Raw genomic sequence first — 22867 nt, forward strand, 5'->3', positions numbered from 1 at the left:
CGCATGGCACCTTACCTGAGCGTAGAACGCATCGAGAAGCGGTACAACGACACGCAGGTCCTCACCGACATCAACCTGAGCGTGATGAAGGGCGAGATGATCTGTTTCCTCGGGCCGTCCGGCTGCGGGAAAACCACGCTGCTGCGGATCATCGCGGGGCTCGAGACGCAGAACGCCGGCCAGATCATGCAGGACGGCCGCGACATCTCGCGGCTGCCGCCGCAACTGCGCGACTACGGCATCGTGTTCCAGTCGTACGCGCTGTTCCCGAACCTCACCGTGTACGACAACGTCGCGTACGGGCTCGTGAACCGCAGGATGAAGCGCGACGCGATCCACGAGCGCGTGCACACGCTGCTCGCGCTGGTCGGCCTGCCCGACAGCCAACGCAAGCATCCCGGCCAGCTGTCCGGCGGCCAGCAGCAGCGGATCGCACTGGCGCGTGCGCTCGCGACGTCCCCCGGCCTGCTGCTGCTCGACGAGCCGTTGTCGGCGCTCGATGCGCGCGTGCGCGTGCGGCTGCGCCAGGAGATCCGCGCGCTGCAGCAGCGGCTCGGCGTGACGACCATCATGGTCACGCACGACCAGGAAGAAGCGCTGTCGATGGCCGATCGCATCGTCGTGATGAACCACGGCGTGATCGAGCAGATCGGCACGCCGCTCGAAATCTACCGGCAGCCGGCTTCGCCGTTCGTCGCGGACTTCATCGGCCGCGTCAACACGATTCCCGCCGAAGTCGCGCAGGACGGCACGCTGCGCGCGGGCGCGGTCGGCCTCGACTGCCGCCACGGCGCGGCCCGCCCCGCGCAAGGCGCGGCGGTATCGGTCTACGTGCGGCCCGAGGACCTGCGCATCCGCGTGCCGGGCGAAACGGCCGACAACGTGCTGGCCGGCCGCGTCGAGAAGCTCGAGTTCCTCGGCGCGTTCTGCCGCGTGAGCTTCCGGATCGACGGGCTCGACGGCCAGGAGATCGTCGCCGACCTGTCGTATCACGACGTCGACCGCACCGGCGTGCAGGCCGGCGCGCGCATCGACCTCGCGCTCGATCGCGAGCATGTCCGCGTGTTCCCGTGCGCGAAGGAGCGACTGCAATGAGCACCGTCCTCACCGAGCGCCGCCGCGGCGCCTCCGCTCCCGCCGACGTGCGGCAGATCACGCACTGGCACGACCGCATCGCGCAGCTCGCGCTCGTCGCGATGGCCGCGCTGATGTCGCTGTTCCTGCTGCTGCCGCTCGCGCTCGTCGTGCAGAAATGCTTCGTCGACGCGGACGGGCGCTTCGTCGGCGCGCACAACTTCGTCGAGTATCTCGAGGACAGCGGCGTGCTGCGCTCGATGCTGCATTCGCTGACGGTCGGCGCACTCGTCACGCTGATCGTCGTGCCGATGGCGTTCACGTTCGCGTATGCGCTGACGCGCTCGTGCATGCCGCTGAAGAGCGCCGCGCGCACGATCGCGCTGCTGCCGCTGCTCGCGCCGACGCTGCTGTCGGCCGTGTCGTTCATCTACTGGTTCGGCAACGCGGGGCTGCTGAAGCCGCTGCTGCACGGCCATTCGATCTACGGGCTGCCCGGTATCGTGCTGAGCATGGTGTACGCGTCGTTCCCGCACGTGCTGATGATCCTCGTCACCGCGCTGTCGCTCGCGGACGGCCGGCTCTACGAGGCCGCCGACGCGATGGGCACGAGTCGCATCCGCAAGTTCTTCACGATCACGCTGCCCGGTGCGAAGTACGGGCTGATCAGCGCGACGATGGTCGCGTTCACGATGTGCATCAACGACTTCGGCGTGCCGGTCGTGATCGGCGGCTCGTACAACGTGCTGTCGACCGACATCTACAAGCTGATCATCGGGCTGCAGGATTTCAACCGCAGCGCGGTCGTGAGCCTGATGCTGCTGTGTCCGGCGCTGGTCGCGTTCGGCGTCGACTTCTTCATCCGCCGCCGCCAGCAATCGCAGCTCGGCGCGCGCTCGACGCCGTACCAGCCGAAGCCGTCGCGCGGCTTCGACGCCGCGATGCTCGCGTACTGCACGCTCGTGTGCGCGTTCTTCATCGCGGTGGTCGGCATCTCGGTGTTCGCGTCGTTCGTGAAGTTCTGGCCGTACCAGATGAGCGTCGGGCTGCAGCACTACGAGATGGGGCTGATCGGCGCCGGCATCTTCGACGCGTACAAGAACAGCCTGCGGATGGCCGCGACGGTGGCGGCCGGCGGCACGATCGTCGTGTTCGGCGGCGCCTACCTGATCGAGAAGACGCGCGGCGCACGGTGGCTGCGCGGCTTCATCAGCCTGTGCGCGATTTTGCCGATGGGCGTGCCGGGGCTCGTGCTCGGCATCAGCTACATCTTCCTGTTCAACGCGCCGGGCAATCCGCTGAACGCGCTGTACGGGTCGCTGTGGCTGCTCGCGATCGTCACGGTCGTCCACTACTACGCATCGAGCCACCTCACCGCCGTGACCGCGCTCAGGCAGATCGACAGCGAGTTCGAGGCCGTGTCCGCCTCGCTGAAGGTGCCGTTCTACAAGACCTTCCTGCGCGTGACGGTGCCCGTGTGCCTGCCGGCGATCCTGCTGATCGCACGCTACCTGTTCGTCAACGGGATGACGACGGTCTCGGCCGTCGCGTTCCTCTACTCGCCGGACACGCAGCCCGCATCGGTCGCGATCCTGAACCTCGACGACGCGGGCCAGATGGGCCCGGCCGCCGCGATGGCCACGCTCGTGCTCGCGACCTCGTCGTTCGCGTGCGTGCTGTTCGCCTGCATCTCGCATCGACTGTTGCGCCGTACGCAGGCCTGGCGCAACCCGCATCGCCACTGATTTTTTTAGCCGCATTCACGTGACGTCCCGACTTCATCAAGGAGACACCATGCCGCTCGCCGCCCAGCCCATCCTGCTCACCCCCGGCCCCCTGACGACCTCCGACACCACGCGCGACGCGATGCTGCGCGACTGGGGGTCGTGGGACAGCGACTTCAACGCGATCACCGCGCGGCTGCGCGAACGCCTGCTGCAGATCGTGCACGGCGAAGGCACGCACGAATGCGTGCCGCTGCAAGGCAGCGGCACGTTCTCGGTCGAGGCGGCCCTCGGCACGCTCGTGCCGCGCGACGGTCACGTGCTCGTGCCGAACAACGGCGCGTACTGCCAGCGCATCGCGAAGATCTGCCGCGTGCTCGGCCGCCGGCTGACGACGATCGACTACCGCGAGGATCGCCGCGTCGATCCGGCCGACGTCGAGCGCGCGCTCGCTGCCGACCCGACCATCACGCACGTCGCGCTCGTGCACTGCGAGACGGGTGCCGGCGTGCTGAACCCGCTGCACGACATCGCGCAGGTCGTCGCGAAGCACGGACGCGCGCTGATCGTCGATGCGATGAGCTCGTTCGGCGCGATCGACATCGACGCGCGCACGACGCCGTTCGACGCGGTGATCGCGGCGTCCGGCAAATGCCTCGAGGGCGTGCCGGGGCTCGGCTTCGTGATCGCGAAGCGCAGCGCGCTCGAACGCTGCGAAGGCAACAGCCATTCGCTCGCGATGGACCTGTACGACCAGTGGGTCTACATGCAGCGCACGACGCAGTGGCGCTTCACGCCGCCGACGCACGTGGTCGCGGCGCTCGACGCGGCCGTCGCGCAGTACGTCGACGAAGGCGGGCTCGCCGCGCGCGGCGGCCGCTACCAGCGCAACTACCGCGCGCTGATCGACGGGATGCTCGCGCTCGGCTTCCGGCCGTTCCTCGATCCGGCGATCCAGGCGCCGATCATCGTCACGTTCCACGCGCCGGACGATCCGAACTACGACTTCAAGCGGTTTTATCAGGAAGTCAAAAAGCGCGGCTACATTCTGTATCCGGGCAAGCTGACCGAAGTCGAGACGTTCCGCGTCGGCTGTATCGGCCACTTCGGCGAAGCCGGTATTCCGGGCGCCGTCGCGGCGATCGCCGACACGTTGCGCGCGATGGGCGTGCGCCGCGTGTCGGCCGAAGCGGCAGCATGACGACGTGACACGATGCACCCGGCCGCGTGCTTACGCGCATGCGGCCGGCCGTTTTCCGGCCGTGCGCGGCACGTGCCCCGACCCTTATAGACGAACACCCCGATGCGACCCTTCTGGATCGAACAAGCGCTGTTCAACGACGGCGATCTCGCCCCCGCGCTGCAGGGCGCGACGCAGGCCGACGTGTGCATCGTCGGCGGCGGCTTCACAGGGCTCTGGACCGCGATCCAGGCGAAGCAGCAACACCCCGCGCTCGACATCGCGATCGTCGAGGCCGACCTGTGCGGCGCCGGCGCGAGCGGCCGCAACGGCGGCTGCCTGCTCACGTGGTCCGCGAAATTCCTGACGCTGCGGCGCCTGTTCGGCGAAGCCGAGGCGATCCGGCTCGTGAAGGCCTCCGAAGCGGCCGTGCAGCACATCGCCGATTTCTGCCGCGCGCACGCCATCGACGCCGAACTGCGGCTCGACGGCACGCTGTACACGGCGACGTCGCGCGCACAGGTCGGCACGCTCGCGCCGGTGCTCGACGCGCTCGCCGCGTGCGGCATCCACAGCTACGAACCGCTGCCACCCGCCGAAGTCGCGCGCCGCTCGGGTTCCGCGCGCAATCTCGACGGCGTCTACTCGCCGATCGCCGCGACCGTGCATCCCGGCAAGCTCGTGCGCGGGCTGCGCCGCGTCGCGCTCGCGATGGGCATCCGCCTCTACGAACGCACGCCGATGCTCGACTTCACGCCGGGGCAGCCGGCCGTCGTGCGCACGCCGTCGGGCAGCGTCACCGCAGGCAAGCTCGTGTTCGCGATCAACGCGTGGATGGCGAGCCGCTTCCCGCAGTTCGAGCGCACGATCGCGGTCGTGTCGAGCGACATGGTGATCACCGAGAAATGCCCGGAGCTGCTCGAAAAAACCGGGCTCGTAGACGGCGTGTCAGTGCTCGATTCGCGAATCTTCGTCTACTACTACCGCACGACGGCCGACGGCCGGCTGATGCTCGGCAAGGGCGGCAACACATTCTCATGGCGCAGCCGCATCGCGCCGGTGTTCGACCGGCGCTCGCCGTACGAGGCGCAGCTCACGCACAGCCTGCGCGAGTTTTTTCCGTCGCTCGCCGGCGTGCCGGTCACCGCGAGCTGGAACGGACCGTCGGATCGCTCGGTCACGGGCTTCCCGTTCTTCGGCCGCCTCGACGACGCGCCGAACGTGTTCTACGGCTTCGGCTATTCGGGCAACGGTGTCGGGCCGACCTACATGGGCGGGCAGATCCTGTCGTCGCTCGTGCTCGGCCTCGACAACGCGTGGACGCGCAGCCCGATCGTGCGCGGCCCGCTCGGCCACTTCCCGCCGGAGCCGATCCGCTATGTCGGCGCGCACGTCGTGCGCAACGCGATCCGCCGCAAGGAGCGCGCGGAGGACGAGAGCCGGCAGCCTTCGGTAGTCGATACGTGGCTCGCGAAGTTTGCGAGCGCGGCGGGGAAGGCGGACAAGGCGTGACGGCATCGAGCAGACGACGTGTCGATTCATTTCGAGCATGTGCAGACCAGGATCGTCGCGATACGATTCGTGATCTCGCCAATACATATGAAGAAATGATGCGCTTTCTGCTGTTCGCCGCACTCGCCGTGATGGTCGGTGCGTGCTCGAAATATAGAGATGAGAAATGGACGGCGCTTCGTGAAATGCCGGCCTTCGCCGAACCAAACGACGATAGGACCCAACCGATCTTTACGGTCAGGAAAGGCGAGTCCTGCGCCCCCGTGGCGGATCGGGCTGCAAAGGTCTATGCATACACGCAAGTGCGCTGTGAATCCGGAACCGGTTGGGTACTGGACGACTTCTTCGATAAACAGCGCGGCAGATGATCCGTTGCGAGGGATCACCGCATTCGGGCGGACATCGTCAACGTCGAGTGAAGCGTCGGCCGCCATATTCGGCTGCACAAACGAGCCGTAGGTAGGCCCGCTTCGACCACGAAAGGCCGTAAGTCAACCGTTCCGTGGCTTTTCGTCGTCAACGTGCGGGACAGATAACACGTCCACTCACGCGCCGGTCTTCTCCCGCGCCGCCTTGCCCGCCGCTGGCAGCCCCTGCTCATGCGTACGACGCATCCGCGCGAGACCGTGCGCGACGTGCTCGCGCACGAGCGCGACGGCCTTCTCCTCGTCGCCGCCCGCGAGCGCCTGCACGATCTTGTCGTGCTCGGCCGCGGACACCGAGATCGCATCCTCCTCGGCCTCGATCGCGGCCTGGCGCAGCAGCCCGAGCTGGCGCACGAGGCGTCGGTAGGTATCGGTGAGGTGCGTATTGCCGACGCCGACGACCATCGCGTCGTGGAACTGCACGTTCAGCTCGGTATAGCGCGTGACGTCGTGCGTCTTCGCGGCATCCTTCATCGACTGGATGATGCCCTTCAGCACCTTCAGCGTATCGGGCGAGATGCGCTTCGCGAGCGCGCGGGCGACCGATTCGTCGAGCATCGCGCGCACTTCGTAGATCTCCTCGGCCTCGCGCAGCGGCACGACGCGCACCGTCACGCCGCGGTTCTTCTCGTTGCGCAGCAGGCCGGCCTGCTCCAGCGCGCGGAAAGCTTCGCGCACGGGGCCGCGCGACACGTTCAGCTTGGTCGCGATATCGACTTCGTTGAGCTTCTCGCCTGGTGCGTATTCACCGGAGACGATCGCGCGCTCGAGCATGTCCTGGACGATCATCGCGAGCGACTGGCTTTGCAGGAGTTCGATGGCGCTGAGCGCGTTCGGGGAAGTCATGGTCGGGCAGGCAGCGACGCTGCGGGTGAAAACGAGGGCGCCATATCGGCGAATGATCCTTGTATACCCTCGGCTCGACACATTGTCAACAGTTTTCAGTTTCCAAAAGCCAATTCCGCCTGCCGGAAAGTACCTGGCGCCCCGGCAGGCGGCGATCGGCGGTCGCGCGGCGGGCGAACTTCCCGCCTCGCGCGACGTGCGGCCGTCAGGCCGTGGGCTTCACCGGCCCCGGATCGCTCTGGCTCGGCCGGCCCGTCTCGACGTGGCCCGCGAAGCGGCGCACGACCTTGTCGTCACCGCCGCGCAGCGTCGTCGCGGTAATCGTCAGATCGTACCAGCCGTGACTCGACGACAGCGCGAAGTGATCCTCGACACGCTCGCCCGGCTCCAGCGTGTAGGTGCGCGCCTGCGCATGGCTGTACGCGTTGTCGACCGTGATACGGCACGTCGCACGCCCGCTGTTGCGCAGTTGCAGGTACACGTGGCGGTTGCGCACGTCGTAGCCGATCTTCGCTTCCGGGTTCGCGTGGCGGCCGTCCGCGGCGAGCCGCGTGTTGCCCTGGAACTCGCACAGATAGCCGTTCGGGCCATAGGCGGCGAGATGGTACTCGCCGCGCGCGGCCGACGTGCTCCAGGTATCGGCGAAGCGGTCATGCGCGGACACCGCGTAACGGCGCGGCGGCGTCGCCGGGTTGCGGCGGTCGTACACGTAGAACGCGGCGCCCGCATCACCGGAGTTCGCGAAGTCGAGCGACACGCTGTCGTCGCGGCCATGCACGTGGGCGTGCACGAACAGCTCGTACGGCAGCGCACGCGCCGGACGCGTGCCGGGCTCCTGCGCCGGCATCGACTGCTGCGCGGGCACCTGGTACGCCTGGCCGGCCGTCGCGATGTGCTGCGGCACCGTGAAGCTCACCGTGCGCGTGTCGGGACGCGCGGAGAAGTCGAACGCCGACGTGAGGTCGCCGCAGATCGACCGGCGCCATGCGCTGATGTTCGGCTCCTTCACGCCGAAGCGCGCTTCGAGGAAACGCAGCACCGACGTGTGGTCGAACGTCTCCGAGCAGACCCAGCCGCCCTTCGTCCACGGCGAGATGATGATCAGCGGCACGCGCGGCCCGAGGCCGATCGGCTGGATGCCGCCCGGGTCGGCGCCCGGCACGAGCGGGCTCATTTCGCCCGGGTACTTGTTCAGGTCGAGCAGCTCGTCGCCGAGGTTCGACAGCAGGTTCGACGACACGATGCCCTGGCCGCCCACGCCGCTCGTGACCGGCGGCACCGGCGGCACGACGTGGTCGAACAGCCCGTCGTTCTCGTCGTAGTTGAGGATGAACACCGTCTTCGCCCACACCTCCGGGTTCGACGTCAGCGCCTCGAGCACCATGTTGATGTAGAACGCGCCGTCGGTCGGCGACGCCTGCGGGTGCTCGCTGTACTTGTACGGCGACACGATCCACGACACCTGCGGCAGCCGGTTCGCCTGCACGTCGGCCTTCAGCTCGGCGAGCGTGTGGTCCGATGCGCCCTTGTCGACCAGCGGGCCGCTCGCGCCCTCCTTCACCTGGAAGCGCTTGAAGAACATCAGCGAGTTGTCGGTGTAGTTGTCGGTCGGGTCGCCCGGGATGCCCGTGCCGCCCTGGTACACCTTCCAGCTGATCTTCGCGTCCTCGAGGCGCTCGGCGTAGGTCGTCCACGTGTAGCCGTTCACGTCGTCGCGCTCGCCGATGCCCGGGCCGTTCGGCGGGTTGCCGTAGATGTTGCGCGGGTCGACCGTGCCGGTCCACAGGTAGATGCGGTTCGGCGCCGTGTCGGCGTGCGCGGAGCAGAAGTACGAATCGCAGATCGTGAACGCGTCGGCCAGCGCGTAGTGGTACGTGAGGTCCTGGCGCTTCAGGTAGCCCATCGTCAGCACGTCCTGCTTCTGGTTCACCCACTGGTCCCACTGGCCGTTGTTCCAGGACAGGTGGCCGCTGCTCCAGCCGTGGTTGGTGCCCGGCTGGAATTCGGTCGTCTGCTTCGGGTCGAGGTAGAACGGCAGCACGTACGGCGCCGACGGATCGAGGCCGCGCGAATGGTAGTTCTTCGTGAACACCGACGCCGGCGGCTGTTGCCACACCGGCGCACCGCTCGGCAGCAGGTGCGGGCGCGGGTCGTTGAAGCCGCGCACGCCGCGCAGCCCGCCGAAGTAATGGTCGAACGAACGGTTTTCCTGCATGAAGATCACGACGTGTTCGACGTCGCGGATCGTGCCCGTGCGATAGGCGGCCGGCATCGCCAGCGCGTTGCGGATCGCGGGCGGAAAGCCCGCGTAGGCGGCCATCGCGCCGGCCGACTGCGCGGCGAGGCGCAGGAAATCGCGTCGATTGTTCGAGGACATGAAGAGAACCCTGTTGTCGATAGGAGTGGGGCGCCGGTCGAGCGGGGCCGGCGGTGGTGCGTTGCCGTTATTACCCCGCACCGGCATGTCCCGGCCGTGACCGGTTACCGCAGGTTTCTTTGGGTGACCCACAGGAATTTTTCGAAGCGGCGCACGACGCGCCTTTCATGCGGCCGACATACGCGTGCGCTACGCTGACGCGCGATACAGAGGGGGAGAAGCCGAGTCGTGTTCGATCAGCTGAAGGCGTTCCACGCGACCGTCCGGCAGGGCAGCATCACGCGCGCCGCGCGCCACCTGGGCGTGAGCCAGCCGACGATCGCCGCGCAGATCCGGCAGGTCGAGCAGGTGTACGGCGTCGAGCTGTTCTACCGCAGCGGCCGCAAGCTCGAGGTCACCGAAACGGGCATCGAGCTGCTGCCGCTCGTCGAGAAGATGATCGCGCTCGAGGCGCAGGCCGACATCATGCTGCGCAACGTCGGCGGCCTGTTCGAAGGCTACCTGCGGATCGGCGCGACGGGCCCGTACTACATCATGGATGCGGTCGGCCGCTTCTCGAGCGCGCATCCGTCGATCGCGCTCACGTGCCGGATCGGCAACTCCGAGGAGATCCTGCAGGCGCTGCAGGAGTTTCGCATCGACCTCGCCGTCTCGTCGCAGCGCAACGACGCCGACGGCCTCGAACGCAAGGTGATCTCGACCGATCCGCTCGTGCTCGTCGTGCACCGCAACCATCCGCTCGCGCGGTTCGACGCGATCGATCCGGCGCAGCTCGCCGACGTGCGGCTGCTGATTCGTGAAGAAGGTTCGGTCACGCGCCGCTGCACGGAGACGATCCTCGCGACGGCCGGTGTCGCGTCCGTGTCGGTTGCCGAGATCGGCAGCCGCGAAGCGATCCGCGAGGCGATCCTGCACGGCGTGGGCGGCAGCCTGTTTCCGCTCGGCGAGGCCGAGCGCCATCCGGACCTGCGCGTGATCGCGCTGCGCGGCGTCGGCACGACGATCGACGAATACGTGTACTACCTGAAAGCACGCCGCCAGAGCCCCGCGATCGACGCGTTCCTCGCCTGCATCTTGCCGGACGGTGCCGAGGCGGCCCGCGCAGCCGACCAGGGACAACCCAGGCGGCGGGCGAACGCGCGCTGAGCTGCCGCGCGCTCGCCGGTTCCGCACTCGACTGGCGCTTTTCCCGCGCCTTCCCTCGTGTTTCCTCGTGCCTTCCTTCCGTCGTTGCGCTCACCTCATTTCGGCAGTGCCGGAATCATCCACGTCAGCACGTGCTGCTGCAGGAACACCAGCACGCCGAGCAGCAGCGTGAGGATCACGCTGTGCCAGAAGGTGCGCGCAAACACGACACCTTCCTGCCCTTTCAGGTCCGTCGTCGACACGCCCGTCGCGATGTTCTGCGGCGAGATCATCTTGCCCATCACGCCGCCCGACGAGTTGGTCGCGGCCATCAGCACCGGATCGAGGCCGAGCTGCCGGGCGGCCACGACCTGCAGGTTGCCGAACAGCGCGTTGCCCGACGTGTCGCTGCCGGACAGGAACACGGCAATCCAGCCGAGCGACGCGGACACCAGCGGGAACAGCGCGCCCGTCGACGCGACGCCGGTGCCGAGCGTGTAGCTGATCCCCGAGTAGTTCAGCAGGTACGCGAGCCCGACGATCATCATCACCGTGACGATCGCGATCCACGTCTGCCGCCACGTCTTCACCACGCATTCGACGAACGCGCCGGGGCCGGTGCGCGTCAGCGCGGCCGTGACGATCGCCGACAGCAGGATCGCGGTGCCCGTGCCGAGCGGCTGGAAATCCCAGATCGCCGCGTACGGCTTGTGATACAGCGACACGAACACGGCGTTGTGCAGGCCCGGCCACTTGATCTTCACGTCGCCGATCGCCGCGATGTTCGCGTGCACCCACACGATCACGACCACCGACACGACGAGCCACGGCAGCCAGCCGCCGAAGCCCGCGCGCGCGGCGCCGGCTGCCGCCGGCACGCTGCGCGCGAGCGCGTACTGCGGATCGGGCTGCGGCTTCCATACCTGCAGGAAGCCGATCGTCACGATCAGCGACGTGAGCGAGGACAGCACGTCGGTGAGCTGGTAGCCGAGGAAGTTCGACGTGACGAACTGCGCGAGCGCGAAGCTGCCGCCCGACACGAGCAGCGCCGGCCACAGCTTCGAGATCGAGCGCAGGCCGCCATACGCGCCGACCACGTAGAACGGCAGCAGCAGCGCGAAGAACGGCAACTGGCGGCCGACCATCTGCGCGAGCGTCGCGGGCGGCAGCGACGTGACCGCGCCGAGCACGGTGATCGGCACGCCGAGCGCGCCGAACGCGACCGGCGCGGTGTTGAACAGCAGCGTATAGGTGAGCGCTTCGAGCGCGGGGAAGCCGAGCGCGATCAGCAGCGCGCTCGTGATCGCGACCGGCGTGCCGAATCCGGAGATCCCTTCGAGCAGGCAGCCGAACGAAAACGCGACGACGAGCAGCACGAGGCGGCGGTCGTCGGGCAGGTTGTCGAGCATCCATTGCCGGAACTGGTCGAAGCGGCCCGACTTCACCGCGATGTTGTACAGCAGCAGCGCGTTGAAGACGATCCACATCACCGGCACGACCGCGAGCGCCATGCCGGCGCCGACCGCATTGAACGCGAGCCCGGCCGGCATCCCCCACGCGCCGATCGCGACCGCGAGGCCGGCGACGAGCCCGGCGAGCGACGCCTGCCACGCGGGGCGGCGCAGCACGCCGAGCGCGATCAGCGCGACGGCGATCGGGATCGCGGCGACGAGAAACGACAGCAGCAGCGAGTTCGCGACCGGCGTCAACGGCTGCGCGAAGACGATGCCGGGCGGTAGGGCGTCGGTAGGGTTCATCGTGTCTCCAGATGTCGACCCGAGTTGGCGCTTTAGCGCTTACTCGGGTCCCATGCCTTGCGCTGTCGACCCGAGTTGGCGCTTTAGCGCTTACTCGGGTCCCATGCCTTGCGCTGACGACCCGGGCTGGCATGCCGATGCCCCCGGGTTCGGTACAAGGCGATGTCCTGCGGTCAGGACCGCGATCAGGCGCTTGCGCACGCAACGACGTTGCACGGCCAACCGATCGGTCGCTTAAAAGAGGTTAGGAGGCGCGTGGCGCTTGTACAAGGGGGACAAGCCCGATGCGCGACGACCCGATACGGCCGCGGCGCCGCACGATGACCGGCGGATGGCGGGCGGCTGTCACGTTCGACAGGAAGTCCGGTCACGCCGTCGCCCGCGCAATGTTGCACGCGCGACAAAGGTGACTGACGGCAACGCGGGTGTTTCGTCCGGCATCCGAAGCCTAGACTGGCTGCATCGATTCCGGCCGGGCCAGAAACGGCGCGGCACCGGAACCTCACGGAGCAAGCACGATGAATACGATGAAACACACGGCATGCGCCCTCCTGCTGATGGGCGCGGCCTTCGCCGCCCACGCTCAGGCGGCATCGACGGTGACGCGCGCGCAGGTCCGCCAGGAACTCGTGGAGCTGCAGGCCGCCGGCTACCGGACGAGCCTCGCAAGCAGTCCCGACTTTCCGGAGAACATGCGGGAGATCATGGAGCGTGCCGCGCGAGCGCGCGGCGAGGACGCCGGTTACGGCAACGACGGCCGGGTGAACGGTGAATCAGGCAAGCCGGCGCTGCCGCGCGCGATCGACCGCGACACGTACGCCCACCACTGATCATTGACGGAACTGGCTCGATCGCACCGCAGAGCGGCGCGGCGCAGGCTGCGCCGGCCGCTTGCGCGATCGTCAGGCGCTGGTCAGACGCTGAAGCGGTTCAGCGTATACGCGCGGTAGGCCGCCACGAACGCGTCGAACGATCCGGCCTCCTTCGCTTCGAGCTCGGCCTGCTCGGCCAGCGACTTCGCGGCGAGCGCCTGCTCGGTGCGCAGCGTGTCCGCCGACGGCGGACGCGCGCGGAAATGCGCGGCATGCGCTTCGCTCTGCGCGAGCGCGAACGCGAGGAACGACTGGCCGTTTTCGCGCATCGTGCGCAGCACGCGCGCGGACGGCGTGCGCTCCGGATCGGCGAGCTTCTCGCGCTGCGCGGCAATCGCGCGCGCATGCTCGTCGCCGCCGCGAATTTCGTCGAGACGGCGGCCGATGGTTTCGATATCGGCCATCAGCTCGTCGGCCCACTGCTGCAACGTGATCGACTGGCCGTCGCGCGTGAGCGCGAGCCCCGGCTTGCGGCCTTCCATCGTCACGCTGCCGAAGTTCGCGTTCGCTTCCTTGTACGCCTCGCAGTCGAGCGGCGCGCTTTCGTCCAGCGCGCACGCGAGCAGGAACGCATCGATGAAGCGCGCGGTTTCCAGCGCGATGCCGGTCGGCTCGAACGGATCGATGTCGAGGCAGCGCACTTCGATGTACTGCACGCCGCGCGACGCGAGCGCATGCAGCGGCCGCTCGCCCGAATACGTGACGCGCTTCGGCCGGATCGTCGAGTAGAACTCGTTCTCGATCTGCAGCACGTTCGTGTTGATCTGGATCCACTCGCCGTCGCGGTGCGTGCCGATCGCCTCGTACGCCGGATACGGCTCGCTCACGGCCTTCGACAGCGCGTCGAGATAGCCGGGCAGCGTGTTGTAGTCGACGTGCAGCGCGGCCTGGGCCGTCGTGTTCGAATAGCCGAGATCGCTCATCCGCAGGCTCGTCGCATACGGCAGGTACAGCGTATCGGCGTCGAACGTGTCGAGCTTGTGCGGCTTGCCGCGCAGGAACTTCGTATCGAGCGACGGCGACGCGCCGAACAGGTACATCAGCAGCCAGCTGCGGCGGCGGAAGTTGCGGATCTGCGCGAGATAGCGTTCCGACTGGTAGTCGACGAGCGTGGCCGTCGAGCCTTCGTCCGCATGCAGGCGCCGCCACACTTCCTCGTGAAGCGAGTAGTTGTAGTGGATGCCCGCGATGCACTGCATCGTGCGGCCGTAGCGATACGCGAGGCCGCGCCGGTACACCGTCTTCAGGCGGCCGATGTTCGACGAGCCGTAGTCGGCGATCGGAATCTGGTCGTCGGCCGGCAGCAGGCCCGGCATCGAGTCGTTCCACAGCATCTCGTCGCCGAGCGACGCATAGACGTAGCGATGCAGATCGTCGAGGCGTTCGAGCGTGATCGCGGCGTCGCGCTCGGCCGGCGTGATCAGTTCGATCAGCGCTTCGGAATAGTCGGTCGTCAGCGCCGGATGCGTGAGCGCCGAACCGAGCGCGCGCGGATGCGGCGTGAACGCGATCATCCCGTCGCGCGTCACGCGCAGGCTTTCCTTTTCGATGCCGCGCAGGCCGTCGGGCAGATGCTGCCGCGTCGGGCCCGAGCTCAGCGCTTCGAGACGATTCAGCAGCAGTTCGGACTGGCGGTGAGTCATGGTGTTCGACATGGAGACGCAAGTGCGTGACGGCCGCGCGCAGAGTGCCGCGCGCGGCCGGCTGGATTGTTGGTCGCTTCGTTGGTAGCGGGCACTTTAACATCTCGCCGAAACACGCGCTTGAGGTGGCTCCGGGCCGGGTGCGCGGGCTTGAGCGGGCCGCCGGACGGGCCGGCCGAGGTTCTCGAAACAAGCGTGACCGGTTCCAGGCGGCGCCGATCGTCACGCCGGTCAGCCGAATTCGTCGGACGGAACGTGGGCAGCAAACAGGTGGCGGCAGGTGCAACCGCGCTACCAAACCGACCGGGAAATGATGCGTGCGCCTGCATCGCACGCGCGAAATCCGGCAGGCGCCGGACTCGCGGAATGGCCGCGACTGCCCGCATCCGGCGGGCAGCCTGGGGCGGCCTGCACGGCCTGCGCAACGGGTTGCATCGCGGCCCGGCCTGGTCGCACCCGGCCGCATGCCGCCGCGCTCACCCGCCGCGCGCGCCGCCCGCCCGGTCGGCCACTTCGTTCCACAGATGCAGCGCCGCATACGCGCGCCACGGCCGCCAGCCTTCGGTGCGGCGCTTCTGGCTGGTGAGCCGGTCGAGCGCCGGATCGCGCGCGGCGATCGACTGCATCAGCACGAGATCGGAGGCCGGCCACGCGTCCGGGTCGCGCCACGCGCGCATCGCGATGTACTCGACGGTCCACGGGCCGATGCCCGGCAGATCGAGCCACGCGCTGCGCAGCGTCGCGAGATCGGCATGTGCGTGATCGACCGGCACGTCGCCGGCCGCTACCGCGCGCGCCACGCCCGTCAGTGCCGCCACCCGCTTGCCGGGCATCCCGATCTTGTCGAGATCGCACGCGGCCAGCGCGTCGGGCGTCGGGAAACGCCACGCCGGCGCGCCGTCGTCCTCGTGCACCACGCGCTCGCCTGCCCTTTCCACGAGCCGGCCGACGATCGTCGTCGCCGCCTTCACGCTCACCTGCTGGCCGACGATCGCACGCACGGCCAGTTCGAACCCCGACCATGCGCCCGGCACGCGCAGCCCCGGCGCGGCCTCGACGAGCGGCGCGAACCACGGATCGCGCGCGAGCCCGCCGCCGATCGCGGCCGGATCGGCGCCGAGGTCGAACATCGTCGCGACGCGCGCGGCGAACGCCTCGTCGACATGGCGCGCAACGGCCCCTTCGACGGTCGCGATCAGGCAATGCTTGCGCGGATGGTTCGCGACGGTGAGCCGGCCGGCATCGCCGTGCAGGTCGACGATGCGGCGATACATGCCGTTGGCGACCTGCTCGACGCCCGGGATCGCGCGCCCGCTGAAGAAGCGCAGCACGCGCGCCCAGTCGTACGGCGCCTTGTAGCGCAGCTCCATCTGCGCGGACGGCGGCACATGGCCGCCGTTCGCGATGGACGTGATCGTTGCTGTTTCGATGCTCAAACCTCACTGCCCTCCGTCACTGCTTCGGGTTCATCGTTGTGGGCATGACGCGCCTCGGACGCGAGCAGCGTCGCCTTGCGGCGCACGCCCCAGCGATATCCGGCGAGCGCGCCGCCCTTCTGCACGACACGGTGGCATGGAATCGCGAGCGCGACCGGGTTCGACGCGCACGCGGACGCGACGGCCCGCACCGCGCGCGGCGAACCGAGCGCCTCGGCAATCTCCGAGTAGCTGCGTGTTTCGCCGTACGGAATATGCGTCAGCGCTTCCCATACGCGTTGCTGGAACGCAGTCGGCGCGATGTCGAGCGGCAGGTCGAATGCGTGCCGCGTGCCGTCCAGGTACGCGCGGATCTGCGCGACGAACGGCGCAAGCCGCGCGGGCGCTTCGACCAGTTCGGCGCGGGCAAATGCGTCCTTCAGTTCGCCGACGAGCGCCGCCGGTTCGTCGCCGAACGCGATCCGGCAGATGCCCTGATCGGTCGCGGCGACGAGCACCGTGCCGAGCGACGTCGACGCGGTCGCATACTCGATCCGCAGGCCTGCGCCCTGGCGGCGGAACGCGGACGGCGCCATCCCGAGCTCGCGCGGTACCGACGCATAGAGCCGCGACGGCGAATTGAAACCCGCGTCGACGGCCGCCTGCGTGACCGGCTGCCCGCTTTGCAGCGCCTGCCGCAGCGCGGCGCCGCGCTGCGCTGCCTGGTACTGCCGCGGCGACACGCCGACCACGCGCTTGAAGAGCCGCTGCAGGTGGAACGGGCTCACGTGCACGGCGTCGCTCAGTTGCTGCAGCGTGAGCCGCTCGGCATGCGCGTCGAGCACCGCGCATGCGCGGTTGACGATCTCGAGCTCGCGCGGCAGCCCTTCCGGCTGGCAGCGCTTGCACGGCCGGAAGCCGGCCGCGCGTGCGGCCGCCGCATCGGTGAAGAACGACACGTTCTCGCGACGCGGCTGTCGCGATGCGCAGGTCGGACGGCAGAACACGCCGGTCGTGCTCACGGCATAGAAGAACGCGCCATCCGCATGCGGATCGCGCTCGGTCACGGCGCCCCAGCGGGCATCGTCGGTCGGATAGGCGGTTTTCATCTGAACCTCGTACGCTTTAGTGTAGATGGTGCCTACTCTAGACATCGGCACATGCCGTCGCGCCCTGAATCTTGCTCTGTGATTCGATCGACGAACCGGGGACGCATCAGTTGACAATAAATCCGACGAAACGTGTGCGGCGGCCGCTCCGGCGCGATTTTCGTCATCGTCCCGTCACTCTTTTGCTGCACTGCGGATGCGACAAATCGCCGTCCTGACGTTTTTTTGCAATCGGAATATTGCGTCGCACCATCGCCGTGTGTATAGTTGGAACTGTCTCCTCCATGTCTCCTCCTGATATGGATTAAGCCCGCTCCGCACTGCGTGAGCGGGCTTTTTTTCGTCTGTCGATTGTGCCGCGTTCCGGCCTGCGGCGCAGGCGCGATGCGCCTACACTCGATGCTCGTCGACAGCGAAGGAGTAACCGTTCATGAAGCCCATCATTCGCGGGATCGACCACATCGTGCTGCGCGTGACGGACATGGCGGCGATGACGCGCTTTTACTGCGACGCCGTCGGCTGCCATATCGAGAAGGAGCAGCCCGATCTGGGCCTCGTGCAGCTGCGCGCCGGCGATGCGCTGATCGACCTGCTGACGGTCGGCGGCCCGATCGACCGTCCCGACAGCGGCCCGCCGGGCACCGGGCGCAACCTCGATCACCTGTGCCTGCGCGTCGAGCCGTTCGATCCCGACGCATTGATCGCCCATTTCACCGCGCACGGCGCGCGGCCGGACGCGCCGGCCGAACGCTACGGCGCCGGCGGCTACGGGCCGTCGATCTACCTGTTCGATCCCGAAGGCAACATGGTCGAAGTCAAGGGGCCGCCGGCCGCGCTCGGCTGAACGCGGCCGGCGCGCGGGCCGTTACGCGTCCGCGCGCGCCTTCAGCACCGTCCATTCGACCGCGACCGGATCGTGGTCGGCGCTCGAGATCCATGCGGCGCCGTCCTGCACCGTGCACTGCAGGCGCATCGTGCGCTCCGCGAGCCGCCCGAGCGCGGTCGCGACGCCGTCGGCAAGCGACAGCACCTGCACGTTGCGCAGCCGCTCGACCTTGCTGCGCACACCCTGCCACCAGATATCCGACGTCTTGCCGCCGTACGCGATCACCGTGACCTGCCCGGCGCGGCCGGCCGCCTTCGAGATGCGACGTTCGTCGGGCTGGCCGGCCTCGATCCATACGTCGATCGCGCCCGTCAGGTCCTTCTGCCACAGATCGGGCTCGTCGACGTCCGACAGCCCCTTGCAGAATTCGAGCCGCTCGTGCGCGAACAGCGCGAACGCGACGATGCGCACCATCATCCGGTCGTCGGTTTCCGACGGATGGCGCGCCACCGTCAGCGCGTGATCGGCGTAGTAATGCCGATCCATGTCGGCGATTTGCAGTTCGGCTTTGTAGATCGTGGATTTCAGCGCCATGCGGAGTCGGCCCGGGCGGGCATTCGGTTCGGTCGGGCCGTGATGATACCGAATGCGCGCCGCCCGGCGCGTGTCATGCGTCCTCCACAGCGCAACGGCCCGGCATCCGCCGGGCCGTGTTCGGTTCGCGCCGCCGGCCCATCGGGCCGGCGCGCTCGCGCGTCGTGCGACTGCGCGGGGATCGACCGGTTACTGCTTGACGAAGCGCGAATCGGTCCAGAGGCCTTGCTGGTCGCTGTTGTCGGCGCTGACGAACTGCACATCGCCCTGGTCGACCGACACCACGCGGAAGCGCTGGCCTTCCGGCACCGACAGGCAGCGGAAGTCGTCGAAGTATTGCTGCTTCGCCTGCGACTTCCCGTCACGCTCGTGATTCAGTACGGAATCCAGATTGTCTTTCGACAGGCAGCCCCAGGCATTCTTCGTCAACTGGATTTCCTGCTTCGGCTTGACGGCCGAATCGCCGCCGGCTTGGGCAATCGACACTGCGCAAAATGCGCCGACGAGGGCAAAAAGGATACCGGTACGCTTCATCATGTTCTGTCTCCAGGCTGCGGGCACCAGGCTTGGGTTAGCTATGCGTTTAAAGATGATCGTGAACCCGCGTTTTTCACTTTAGAAGACCGGCAAACGATAGCAAGCACATTTGTTGTGCGACCGCAATAGCGGCGGATTGTCGCACCCCGTGCGCAGCCCGTTTTTCGCTTGCCGCGCGCCAGCAGCAACGCTCGGCGCGCAGCAGGCAGGCCCGTGACGCCAGACGCAAAGCATTGCCAGGCAGGGCTTTCAGGAAAGTTACATTGCGACAATTGAACGGTTTGGATAATCCATTTCGCCATCTGGATCATTTTGATGCGCCGCACATAAAGTCATCCGAAATGATTCAACTTTACTGCCGCGCGGAATCGCAAATACCTGATACAAGAAAAATGCCAGGTATAAGCGAATCCGTATTTATCCGTAGTTCCCCGAATGGTTACGGTGCCCGCGGAATCCCGCCGCGAGCATCTTTCGTCAGCGCGTTTACCCTGCCTTATTCGGGCTGGCTTGCTGATGCTCGAAATAATCGCGCTGGAAAATGCACATGCGATACGCGTTGTGATACGCGCCGTTGCCGAAAAACTCCTCCTTCAATTCGGCCTCGTGCTGGAATCCGCATTTCTCGTACACGTGAATCGCCGCCGCATTCGACGTATCGACGATCAGGTACAGCTTGCGCATGTTCAGCACCTTGAATGCGTACTCGATCGCGAGGCGCGTCGCCTGGCCCGCGTAGCCGCGCCCCTGGCAGTGCGGCGCGATGATGATCTGGAACTCGCCGCGGCGATGGATGTAGTCCAGCTCGATCAGTTCGACGAGGCCGACCAGTTCGCCTTGCGCATCGACCGCGACGAAACGGCGTTCGCGCTGGTCGTGCACGTGGCGGTCGTACAGTTGCGACAGCTCCGAGAAGGTTTCGTACGGTTCCTCGAACCAGTAGCGCATGATCTTCGCGTCGTTGTTCAGCTCGTGGACGAAGCGCAGGTCCTGGCGCTCCAGCGGCCGCAGCGCGAGCGTGTTGGTGTCGTTCTGGAGTTGCATGTTCATGTCCTTTTTGATGCCGGCGCACGTGCGGAATGCCCACGCGGCACGGCCGCGTCCGGGCTCGTTTCGCACTGTAAGAAAATGAACGCGGGCCGGGTTCAGAGCCTAGAATGGGAGCAAGGGTTCCTGCCACCGCAAGGAGGCTATCGTGATCGAGCAAGTCATACTCGGAATATTCCTCGTGCTGCCGCTCGTCATCGTCGCGGCGCTGTTTTCCGACGAACTGTGGCAGGAGCACCGGCGCCAGCATCCGCGCGACGAAAACGCACCGCATATCGACTGGAAGCATCCGTGGCGCCGCGTGCGACGCGGTCATTGAGCCGCTTCATCCACGATCCGCAGCATGCGACGGCCGGGCCATCCCGGGCCCGGTAACGCGCAGTGCGCCGCCCCTCCACTTCGATCCGATTCCCGCCCAACTCGCGAGACGCCGCCGTGAACGACAAGCCCGCTGCCCCTGCTCACGATATCCCTCACGAAACGATCGACCTGCAGATCGCCGACGTGCTGGCGGCCGTCCGCTACCCGGCGAACAAGGATGCGATCGTCGATGCCGCGCGCGACGCCGGCGCCAGCAACGAGGTGCTGTCGATGCTCGACGGCCTGCCCGAACAGGACTACGCGGACGTCAATGCCGTCACGCAATGGGTCGCCGGCAACTTCGGCCCGGGGCTCGGCATTTGAGCGGACGGCAATAACGCGATAGGATCGGGCCGCACCGGTCGCGCCGCGATCGGGAGGCGTGCCGCCCGGCGCAAGAACGGGCGTTCGAGCACGCGTGTCCGGGGGACTCCATGGAAGGCATCCTGATCCAGCATACGACGCGCCGTCAGCTCTGGTTCGGCGCGCTGACGGCGCTCGTCATCCTGCTTGCACTCGGGATCGCCGCGCCGCACGCGAACGTCTCGCTGCCGGCCGTCGAGCCGTTCATGCCGATGTGCGCGCTCACCGTGTTCACGACCGCGAGCATCGCCGCATTCTTCCTCGGCGCGCAGTTCACCGTCACGCGCCAGCCCGTGCTCGGTGCGCTCGGCGGCGCCTATGCGTTCACCGCGCTCGCCGTCGCGCTGCAACTGCTCACCTTTCCCGGCGTATTCGCGCCGCAGGGCCTGCTCGGCGCGCGCCCGCAAAGCGCTGCGTGGATGTGGGTCTTCTGGCATTCCGGCTTCCCGTGCTTCGTGATGGCCGCGCTGTTCGCACGCGAGCGGCTGACGCGCGCACCGGTCGGCGAGAAAGAGACGCGCCGCTGGACGGTCGCGCTCGTCGGCGGGCCGGCCGTCGCAGCGGCGCTGCTATGCGCGCTCGCGCTGAACGTGTCGCTGCCGCCCGCGTTCCATCCGCCCGGCGACGCGGCCGTGCTGCCCGTCAACGGCATCGCGCTCGTCGTGTGGATCCTCAATGTGCTCGCGCTCGTCACCGTGGTCGTCACCGGCCGGCTGCGCACGACACTCGACCTGTGGCTCGCGATCGCCGTGCTCGCGTGCCTCACCGATACGACGCTGAACCTGCTGGCGACGAACCGCTTCACGGTCGGCTGGTATGTCGCGCGCGTGTTCAGCATGTTCACGCCCGGCGTGCTCGTGTGCGTGCTCGCGTGGGAAGTGACGATGCTGTACCGGCAGCTGTTCGAGGCGCACGCGACGCTGATCCGCTCGTCCGCGCGCGACGGGTTGACCGGCGCGTTCAACCGCAGCCACTTCAACGATCATTTCCACACGCTGTTCCTGCAGGCGCGGCGTCAGGGCGAACCGTTGTCGCTGCTGATGGTCGACGTCGATCACTTCAAGGCCTACAACGATGCGTTCGGCCACGTGAAGGGCGATGCGTGCCTGATCGCGATTGCGAATGCGCTGGCCGGCGCGGTGCGACGGCCTGCGGATATCGTCGCGCGCTACGGCGGCGAGGAGTTCGCGATCGTGCTGCCGAACACGGGGGCGCGCGGCGCGCGCGTGGTGGCCGACGAAGTGCGCGACGCGGTGCTGCGGCTCGATCTCGAGATGCCGGATTCGCCGGCCGGGCGCGTGAGCGTCAGCGTCGGCTGCGCGACCGTGTCGGCCGACGATCTGTCGACGCCCGATGCGTTGATCGAAGCCGCCGATGCCGCGCTGTATCGTGCGAAGGATACGGGGCGAAACAGGGTCGTCGTCGCCTGAAAACGTCTGCTGTTTGGCTAATTGTTACGGTCATTGTGACCGGAATAATCCGCCGTTACGGATTGCGCCACAGGGAAACGATCGCTTACATCCGGGGTGGGAGGCGCTCGCTATGCTGGGTTTCATATCGAACCCGAGCAGGTGAGTGCCATGAAGAAAACCCTTTTGCTGATTGCCGGTGTCGCCGTGTTGTTGAGCGGCTGTATCGTGGTGCCTGACGGCGGTGGATATTACGGTGACGGGTATTACCACCATCATCGTCATTGGGATTGAGGCGGGTGAAGATTGCGGCGCTACGGTCGCGTAAAGGTCGACGCACCATTGTTGTCGCGAAGGGTACGGATGCGTCGATTGCCTTGTTGTCCGCAACGCGATCGATGCGCCGGACTGAAACCAGATCAGGCCGGCCTGGTCAGATCGGCGTGCATCAGGAACACCTGTAGTGCGGCGAGCGTTTCGCCGTGAAGCCGCTCCAGACGCGCATCCTTTTTCCCGTCCTTGACCAGATCGCCCCTGATATCCCGCTTGTACGGCTCCCCCAGCAGTTCGGCCATGTCGAACTGGTAGTACGTGCGTAAGCGCGAAATTCTCCGCACCTAGGCAGCGCTGCCGAATCGATCCACGATTGCGTCCGCAGACTTGAATTGCGGA

Annotated in this window: 22 protein-coding genes; 12 read left to right on the forward strand and 10 right to left on the reverse strand. The window is 67.3% G+C overall.

The features are described 5' to 3' along the window. Window positions 1–3: 3 nt before the first annotated feature. The 5 genes from DIE03_RS29710 (at window position 4) to DIE03_RS29730 (ending at window position 5858) form a co-directional block, all read left to right on the forward strand. Complete coding sequence (locus DIE03_RS29710; protein WP_124455796.1) at window positions 4–1095, forward strand: putative 2-aminoethylphosphonate ABC transporter ATP-binding protein; 1092 nt, start codon at window positions 4–6, stop codon at window positions 1093–1095. After that, a complete protein-coding gene (locus DIE03_RS29715; RefSeq protein ID WP_124455797.1) occupies window positions 1092–2819 on the forward strand; it encodes a putative 2-aminoethylphosphonate ABC transporter permease subunit in 1728 nt (575 codons plus the stop codon). The genes DIE03_RS29710 and DIE03_RS29715 overlap by 4 nt, the downstream gene beginning before the upstream one ends. 49 nt (window positions 2820–2868) lie before the next feature. After that, window positions 2869–3999 (forward strand): 2-aminoethylphosphonate--pyruvate transaminase, encoded by a 1131-nt coding sequence (locus DIE03_RS29720; protein ID WP_124455798.1) that lies wholly within the window; start codon window positions 2869–2871, stop codon window positions 3997–3999. Window positions 4000–4101: 102 nt separating this feature from the next. Next, window positions 4102–5490 (forward strand): FAD-dependent oxidoreductase, encoded by a 1389-nt coding sequence (locus DIE03_RS29725; RefSeq protein WP_124455799.1) that lies wholly within the window; start codon window positions 4102–4104, stop codon window positions 5488–5490. Beyond that, the gene (locus DIE03_RS29730; RefSeq protein ID WP_124455800.1) at window positions 5487–5858 is read left to right on the forward strand and encodes a hypothetical protein; all 372 of its coding nucleotides are present in this window, start codon (window positions 5487–5489) and stop codon (window positions 5856–5858) included. The genes DIE03_RS29725 and DIE03_RS29730 overlap by 4 nt, the downstream gene beginning before the upstream one ends. A 177-nt stretch (window positions 5859–6035) precedes the next feature. On the opposite strand, the gene DIE03_RS29735 is transcribed toward DIE03_RS29730, so the two are convergent. Continuing rightward, complete coding sequence (locus tag DIE03_RS29735) at window positions 6036–6761, reverse strand: phosphonate utilization associated transcriptional regulator (RefSeq protein ID WP_124455801.1); 726 nt, start codon at window positions 6759–6761, stop codon at window positions 6036–6038. A 205-nt stretch (window positions 6762–6966) separates the two neighbouring features. Next, window positions 6967–9138 (reverse strand): phosphocholine-specific phospholipase C, encoded by a 2172-nt coding sequence (locus DIE03_RS29740; protein WP_124455802.1) that lies wholly within the window; start codon window positions 9136–9138, stop codon window positions 6967–6969. Between the two features lie 228 nt (window positions 9139–9366). On the opposite strand from DIE03_RS29740, the gene DIE03_RS29745 reads away from it, so the two are divergent. Next, window positions 9367–10284, forward strand: a complete 918-nt coding sequence (locus DIE03_RS29745; protein WP_124455803.1) for a LysR family transcriptional regulator — start codon at window positions 9367–9369, stop codon at window positions 10282–10284. A 95-nt stretch (window positions 10285–10379) separates the two neighbouring features. Here the strand turns inward: DIE03_RS29745 and DIE03_RS29750 are convergent, their stop codons facing one another. Then, window positions 10380–12020: an L-lactate permease gene (locus tag DIE03_RS29750; protein ID WP_124455804.1), complete on the reverse strand. Its 1641-nt coding sequence runs from the start codon at window positions 12018–12020 to the stop codon at window positions 10380–10382. Window positions 12021–12538: 518 nt separating this feature from the next. Here DIE03_RS29750 and DIE03_RS29760 point away from each other — a divergent pair. Next, on the forward strand, window positions 12539–12850 hold the full coding sequence (locus DIE03_RS29760) for a DUF4148 domain-containing protein (RefSeq protein ID WP_124455806.1): 312 nt from the start codon (window positions 12539–12541) through the stop codon (window positions 12848–12850). An 83-nt stretch (window positions 12851–12933) separates the two neighbouring features. On the opposite strand, the gene gshA is transcribed toward DIE03_RS29760, so the two are convergent. The 3 genes from gshA to ada all read right to left on the reverse strand — a co-directional run bounded on the left by gshA (window position 12934) and on the right by ada (window position 17059). Further along, window positions 12934–14547, reverse strand: coding sequence for a glutamate--cysteine ligase (gene gshA, locus DIE03_RS29765; RefSeq protein WP_185658249.1), 1614 nt, complete (start codon window positions 14545–14547; stop codon window positions 12934–12936). A gap of 464 nt (window positions 14548–15011) precedes the next feature. Next, window positions 15012–15971, reverse strand: coding sequence for a DNA-3-methyladenine glycosylase (locus DIE03_RS29775; protein WP_124455809.1), 960 nt, complete (start codon window positions 15969–15971; stop codon window positions 15012–15014). Further along, entirely contained in the window at window positions 15968–17059 is a 1092-nt protein-coding gene (gene ada, locus DIE03_RS29780; protein ID WP_124455810.1) for a bifunctional DNA-binding transcriptional regulator/O6-methylguanine-DNA methyltransferase Ada, read from the reverse strand. The genes DIE03_RS29775 and ada overlap by 4 nt, the downstream gene beginning before the upstream one ends. 430 nt (window positions 17060–17489) lie before the next feature. Here ada and DIE03_RS29790 point away from each other — a divergent pair, with 430 nt between their 5' ends. Continuing rightward, window positions 17490–17903, forward strand: coding sequence for a VOC family protein (locus tag DIE03_RS29790; protein WP_124455811.1), 414 nt, complete (start codon window positions 17490–17492; stop codon window positions 17901–17903). A 21-nt stretch (window positions 17904–17924) separates the two neighbouring features. Here DIE03_RS29790 and DIE03_RS29795 read toward each other — a convergent pair whose 3' ends face one another. The 3 genes from DIE03_RS29795 to speG form a co-directional block, all read right to left on the reverse strand. Continuing rightward, entirely contained in the window at window positions 17925–18479 is a 555-nt protein-coding gene (locus tag DIE03_RS29795) for a YaeQ family protein (RefSeq protein ID WP_124455812.1), read from the reverse strand. Between the two features lie 189 nt (window positions 18480–18668). Continuing rightward, window positions 18669–19016, reverse strand: a complete 348-nt coding sequence (sap1, locus tag DIE03_RS29800; RefSeq protein ID WP_034190197.1) for a surface attachment protein Sap1 — start codon at window positions 19014–19016, stop codon at window positions 18669–18671. A 486-nt stretch (window positions 19017–19502) separates the two neighbouring features. Then, window positions 19503–20060 carry a spermidine N1-acetyltransferase gene (gene speG, locus DIE03_RS29805; RefSeq protein ID WP_124455813.1) on the reverse strand — a complete coding sequence of 186 codons (558 nt, stop codon included), beginning with the start codon at window positions 20058–20060 and terminating at the stop codon, window positions 19503–19505. Between the two features lie 151 nt (window positions 20061–20211). Between speG and DIE03_RS38425 the strand changes: the two genes are divergently transcribed. From DIE03_RS38425 to DIE03_RS38840, 4 genes are all read left to right on the forward strand, one after another. Continuing rightward, window positions 20212–20382 carry a hypothetical protein gene (locus DIE03_RS38425; RefSeq protein WP_006489933.1) on the forward strand — a complete coding sequence of 57 codons (171 nt, stop codon included), beginning with the start codon at window positions 20212–20214 and terminating at the stop codon, window positions 20380–20382. 116 nt (window positions 20383–20498) lie between these two features. After that, window positions 20499–20747: a DUF2795 domain-containing protein gene (locus tag DIE03_RS29810; protein ID WP_059232870.1), complete on the forward strand. Its 249-nt coding sequence runs from the start codon at window positions 20499–20501 to the stop codon at window positions 20745–20747. Between the two features lie 110 nt (window positions 20748–20857). Then, window positions 20858–22216 carry a sensor domain-containing diguanylate cyclase gene (locus DIE03_RS29815; protein WP_124455814.1) on the forward strand — a complete coding sequence of 453 codons (1359 nt, stop codon included), beginning with the start codon at window positions 20858–20860 and terminating at the stop codon, window positions 22214–22216. Between the two features lie 150 nt (window positions 22217–22366). After that, window positions 22367–22489 carry a hypothetical protein gene (locus tag DIE03_RS38840; protein ID WP_256976788.1) on the forward strand — a complete coding sequence of 41 codons (123 nt, stop codon included), beginning with the start codon at window positions 22367–22369 and terminating at the stop codon, window positions 22487–22489. Window positions 22490–22614: 125 nt separating this feature from the next. Here the strand turns inward: DIE03_RS38840 and DIE03_RS38430 are convergent, their stop codons facing one another. Beyond that, entirely contained in the window at window positions 22615–22770 is a 156-nt protein-coding gene (locus DIE03_RS38430) for a hypothetical protein (RefSeq protein WP_185658250.1), read from the reverse strand. Between the last annotated feature and the right edge of the window lie 97 nt (window positions 22771–22867).

It is taken from the genome of Burkholderia sp. Bp8992, assembly GCF_003853705.1.
Taxonomy (GTDB): domain Bacteria; phylum Pseudomonadota; class Gammaproteobacteria; order Burkholderiales; family Burkholderiaceae; genus Burkholderia.

What these genes read in the sequence shown, in the direction of transcription:
- DIE03_RS29710 (WP_124455796.1), top strand. Translation starts at nt 4, where the DNA reads ATGGCACCTTACCTGAGCGTAGAACGCATCGAGAAGCGGTACAACGAC.
- DIE03_RS29815 (WP_124455814.1), top strand. Translation starts at nt 20,858, where the DNA reads ATGGAAGGCATCCTGATCCAGCATACGACGCGCCGTCAGCTCTGGTTC.
- DIE03_RS29725 (WP_124455799.1), top strand. Translation starts at nt 4,102, where the DNA reads ATGCGACCCTTCTGGATCGAACAAGCGCTGTTCAACGACGGCGATCTC.
- DIE03_RS38430 (WP_185658250.1), bottom strand. Translation starts at nt 22,770, where the DNA reads ATGGCCGAACTGCTGGGGGAGCCGTACAAGCGGGATATCAGGGGCGAT.
- ada (WP_124455810.1), bottom strand. Translation starts at nt 17,059, where the DNA reads ATGAAAACCGCCTATCCGACCGACGATGCCCGCTGGGGCGCCGTGACC.
- DIE03_RS29740 (WP_124455802.1), bottom strand. Translation starts at nt 9,138, where the DNA reads ATGTCCTCGAACAATCGACGCGATTTCCTGCGCCTCGCCGCGCAGTCG.
- DIE03_RS29735 (WP_124455801.1), bottom strand. Translation starts at nt 6,761, where the DNA reads ATGACTTCCCCGAACGCGCTCAGCGCCATCGAACTCCTGCAAAGCCAG.
- DIE03_RS29760 (WP_124455806.1), top strand. Translation starts at nt 12,539, where the DNA reads ATGAATACGATGAAACACACGGCATGCGCCCTCCTGCTGATGGGCGCG.
- DIE03_RS29750 (WP_124455804.1), bottom strand. Translation starts at nt 12,020, where the DNA reads ATGAACCCTACCGACGCCCTACCGCCCGGCATCGTCTTCGCGCAGCCG.
- sap1 (WP_034190197.1), bottom strand. Translation starts at nt 19,016, where the DNA reads ATGATGAAGCGTACCGGTATCCTTTTTGCCCTCGTCGGCGCATTTTGC.
- DIE03_RS29715 (WP_124455797.1), top strand. Translation starts at nt 1,092, where the DNA reads ATGAGCACCGTCCTCACCGAGCGCCGCCGCGGCGCCTCCGCTCCCGCC.
- DIE03_RS38840 (WP_256976788.1), top strand. Translation starts at nt 22,367, where the DNA reads ATGAAGAAAACCCTTTTGCTGATTGCCGGTGTCGCCGTGTTGTTGAGC.
- speG (WP_124455813.1), bottom strand. Translation starts at nt 20,060, where the DNA reads ATGCAACTCCAGAACGACACCAACACGCTCGCGCTGCGGCCGCTGGAG.
- gshA (WP_185658249.1), bottom strand. Translation starts at nt 14,547, where the DNA reads ATGTCGAACACCATGACTCACCGCCAGTCCGAACTGCTGCTGAATCGT.
- DIE03_RS29720 (WP_124455798.1), top strand. Translation starts at nt 2,869, where the DNA reads ATGCCGCTCGCCGCCCAGCCCATCCTGCTCACCCCCGGCCCCCTGACG.
- DIE03_RS29795 (WP_124455812.1), bottom strand. Translation starts at nt 18,479, where the DNA reads ATGGCGCTGAAATCCACGATCTACAAAGCCGAACTGCAAATCGCCGAC.
- DIE03_RS29790 (WP_124455811.1), top strand. Translation starts at nt 17,490, where the DNA reads ATGAAGCCCATCATTCGCGGGATCGACCACATCGTGCTGCGCGTGACG.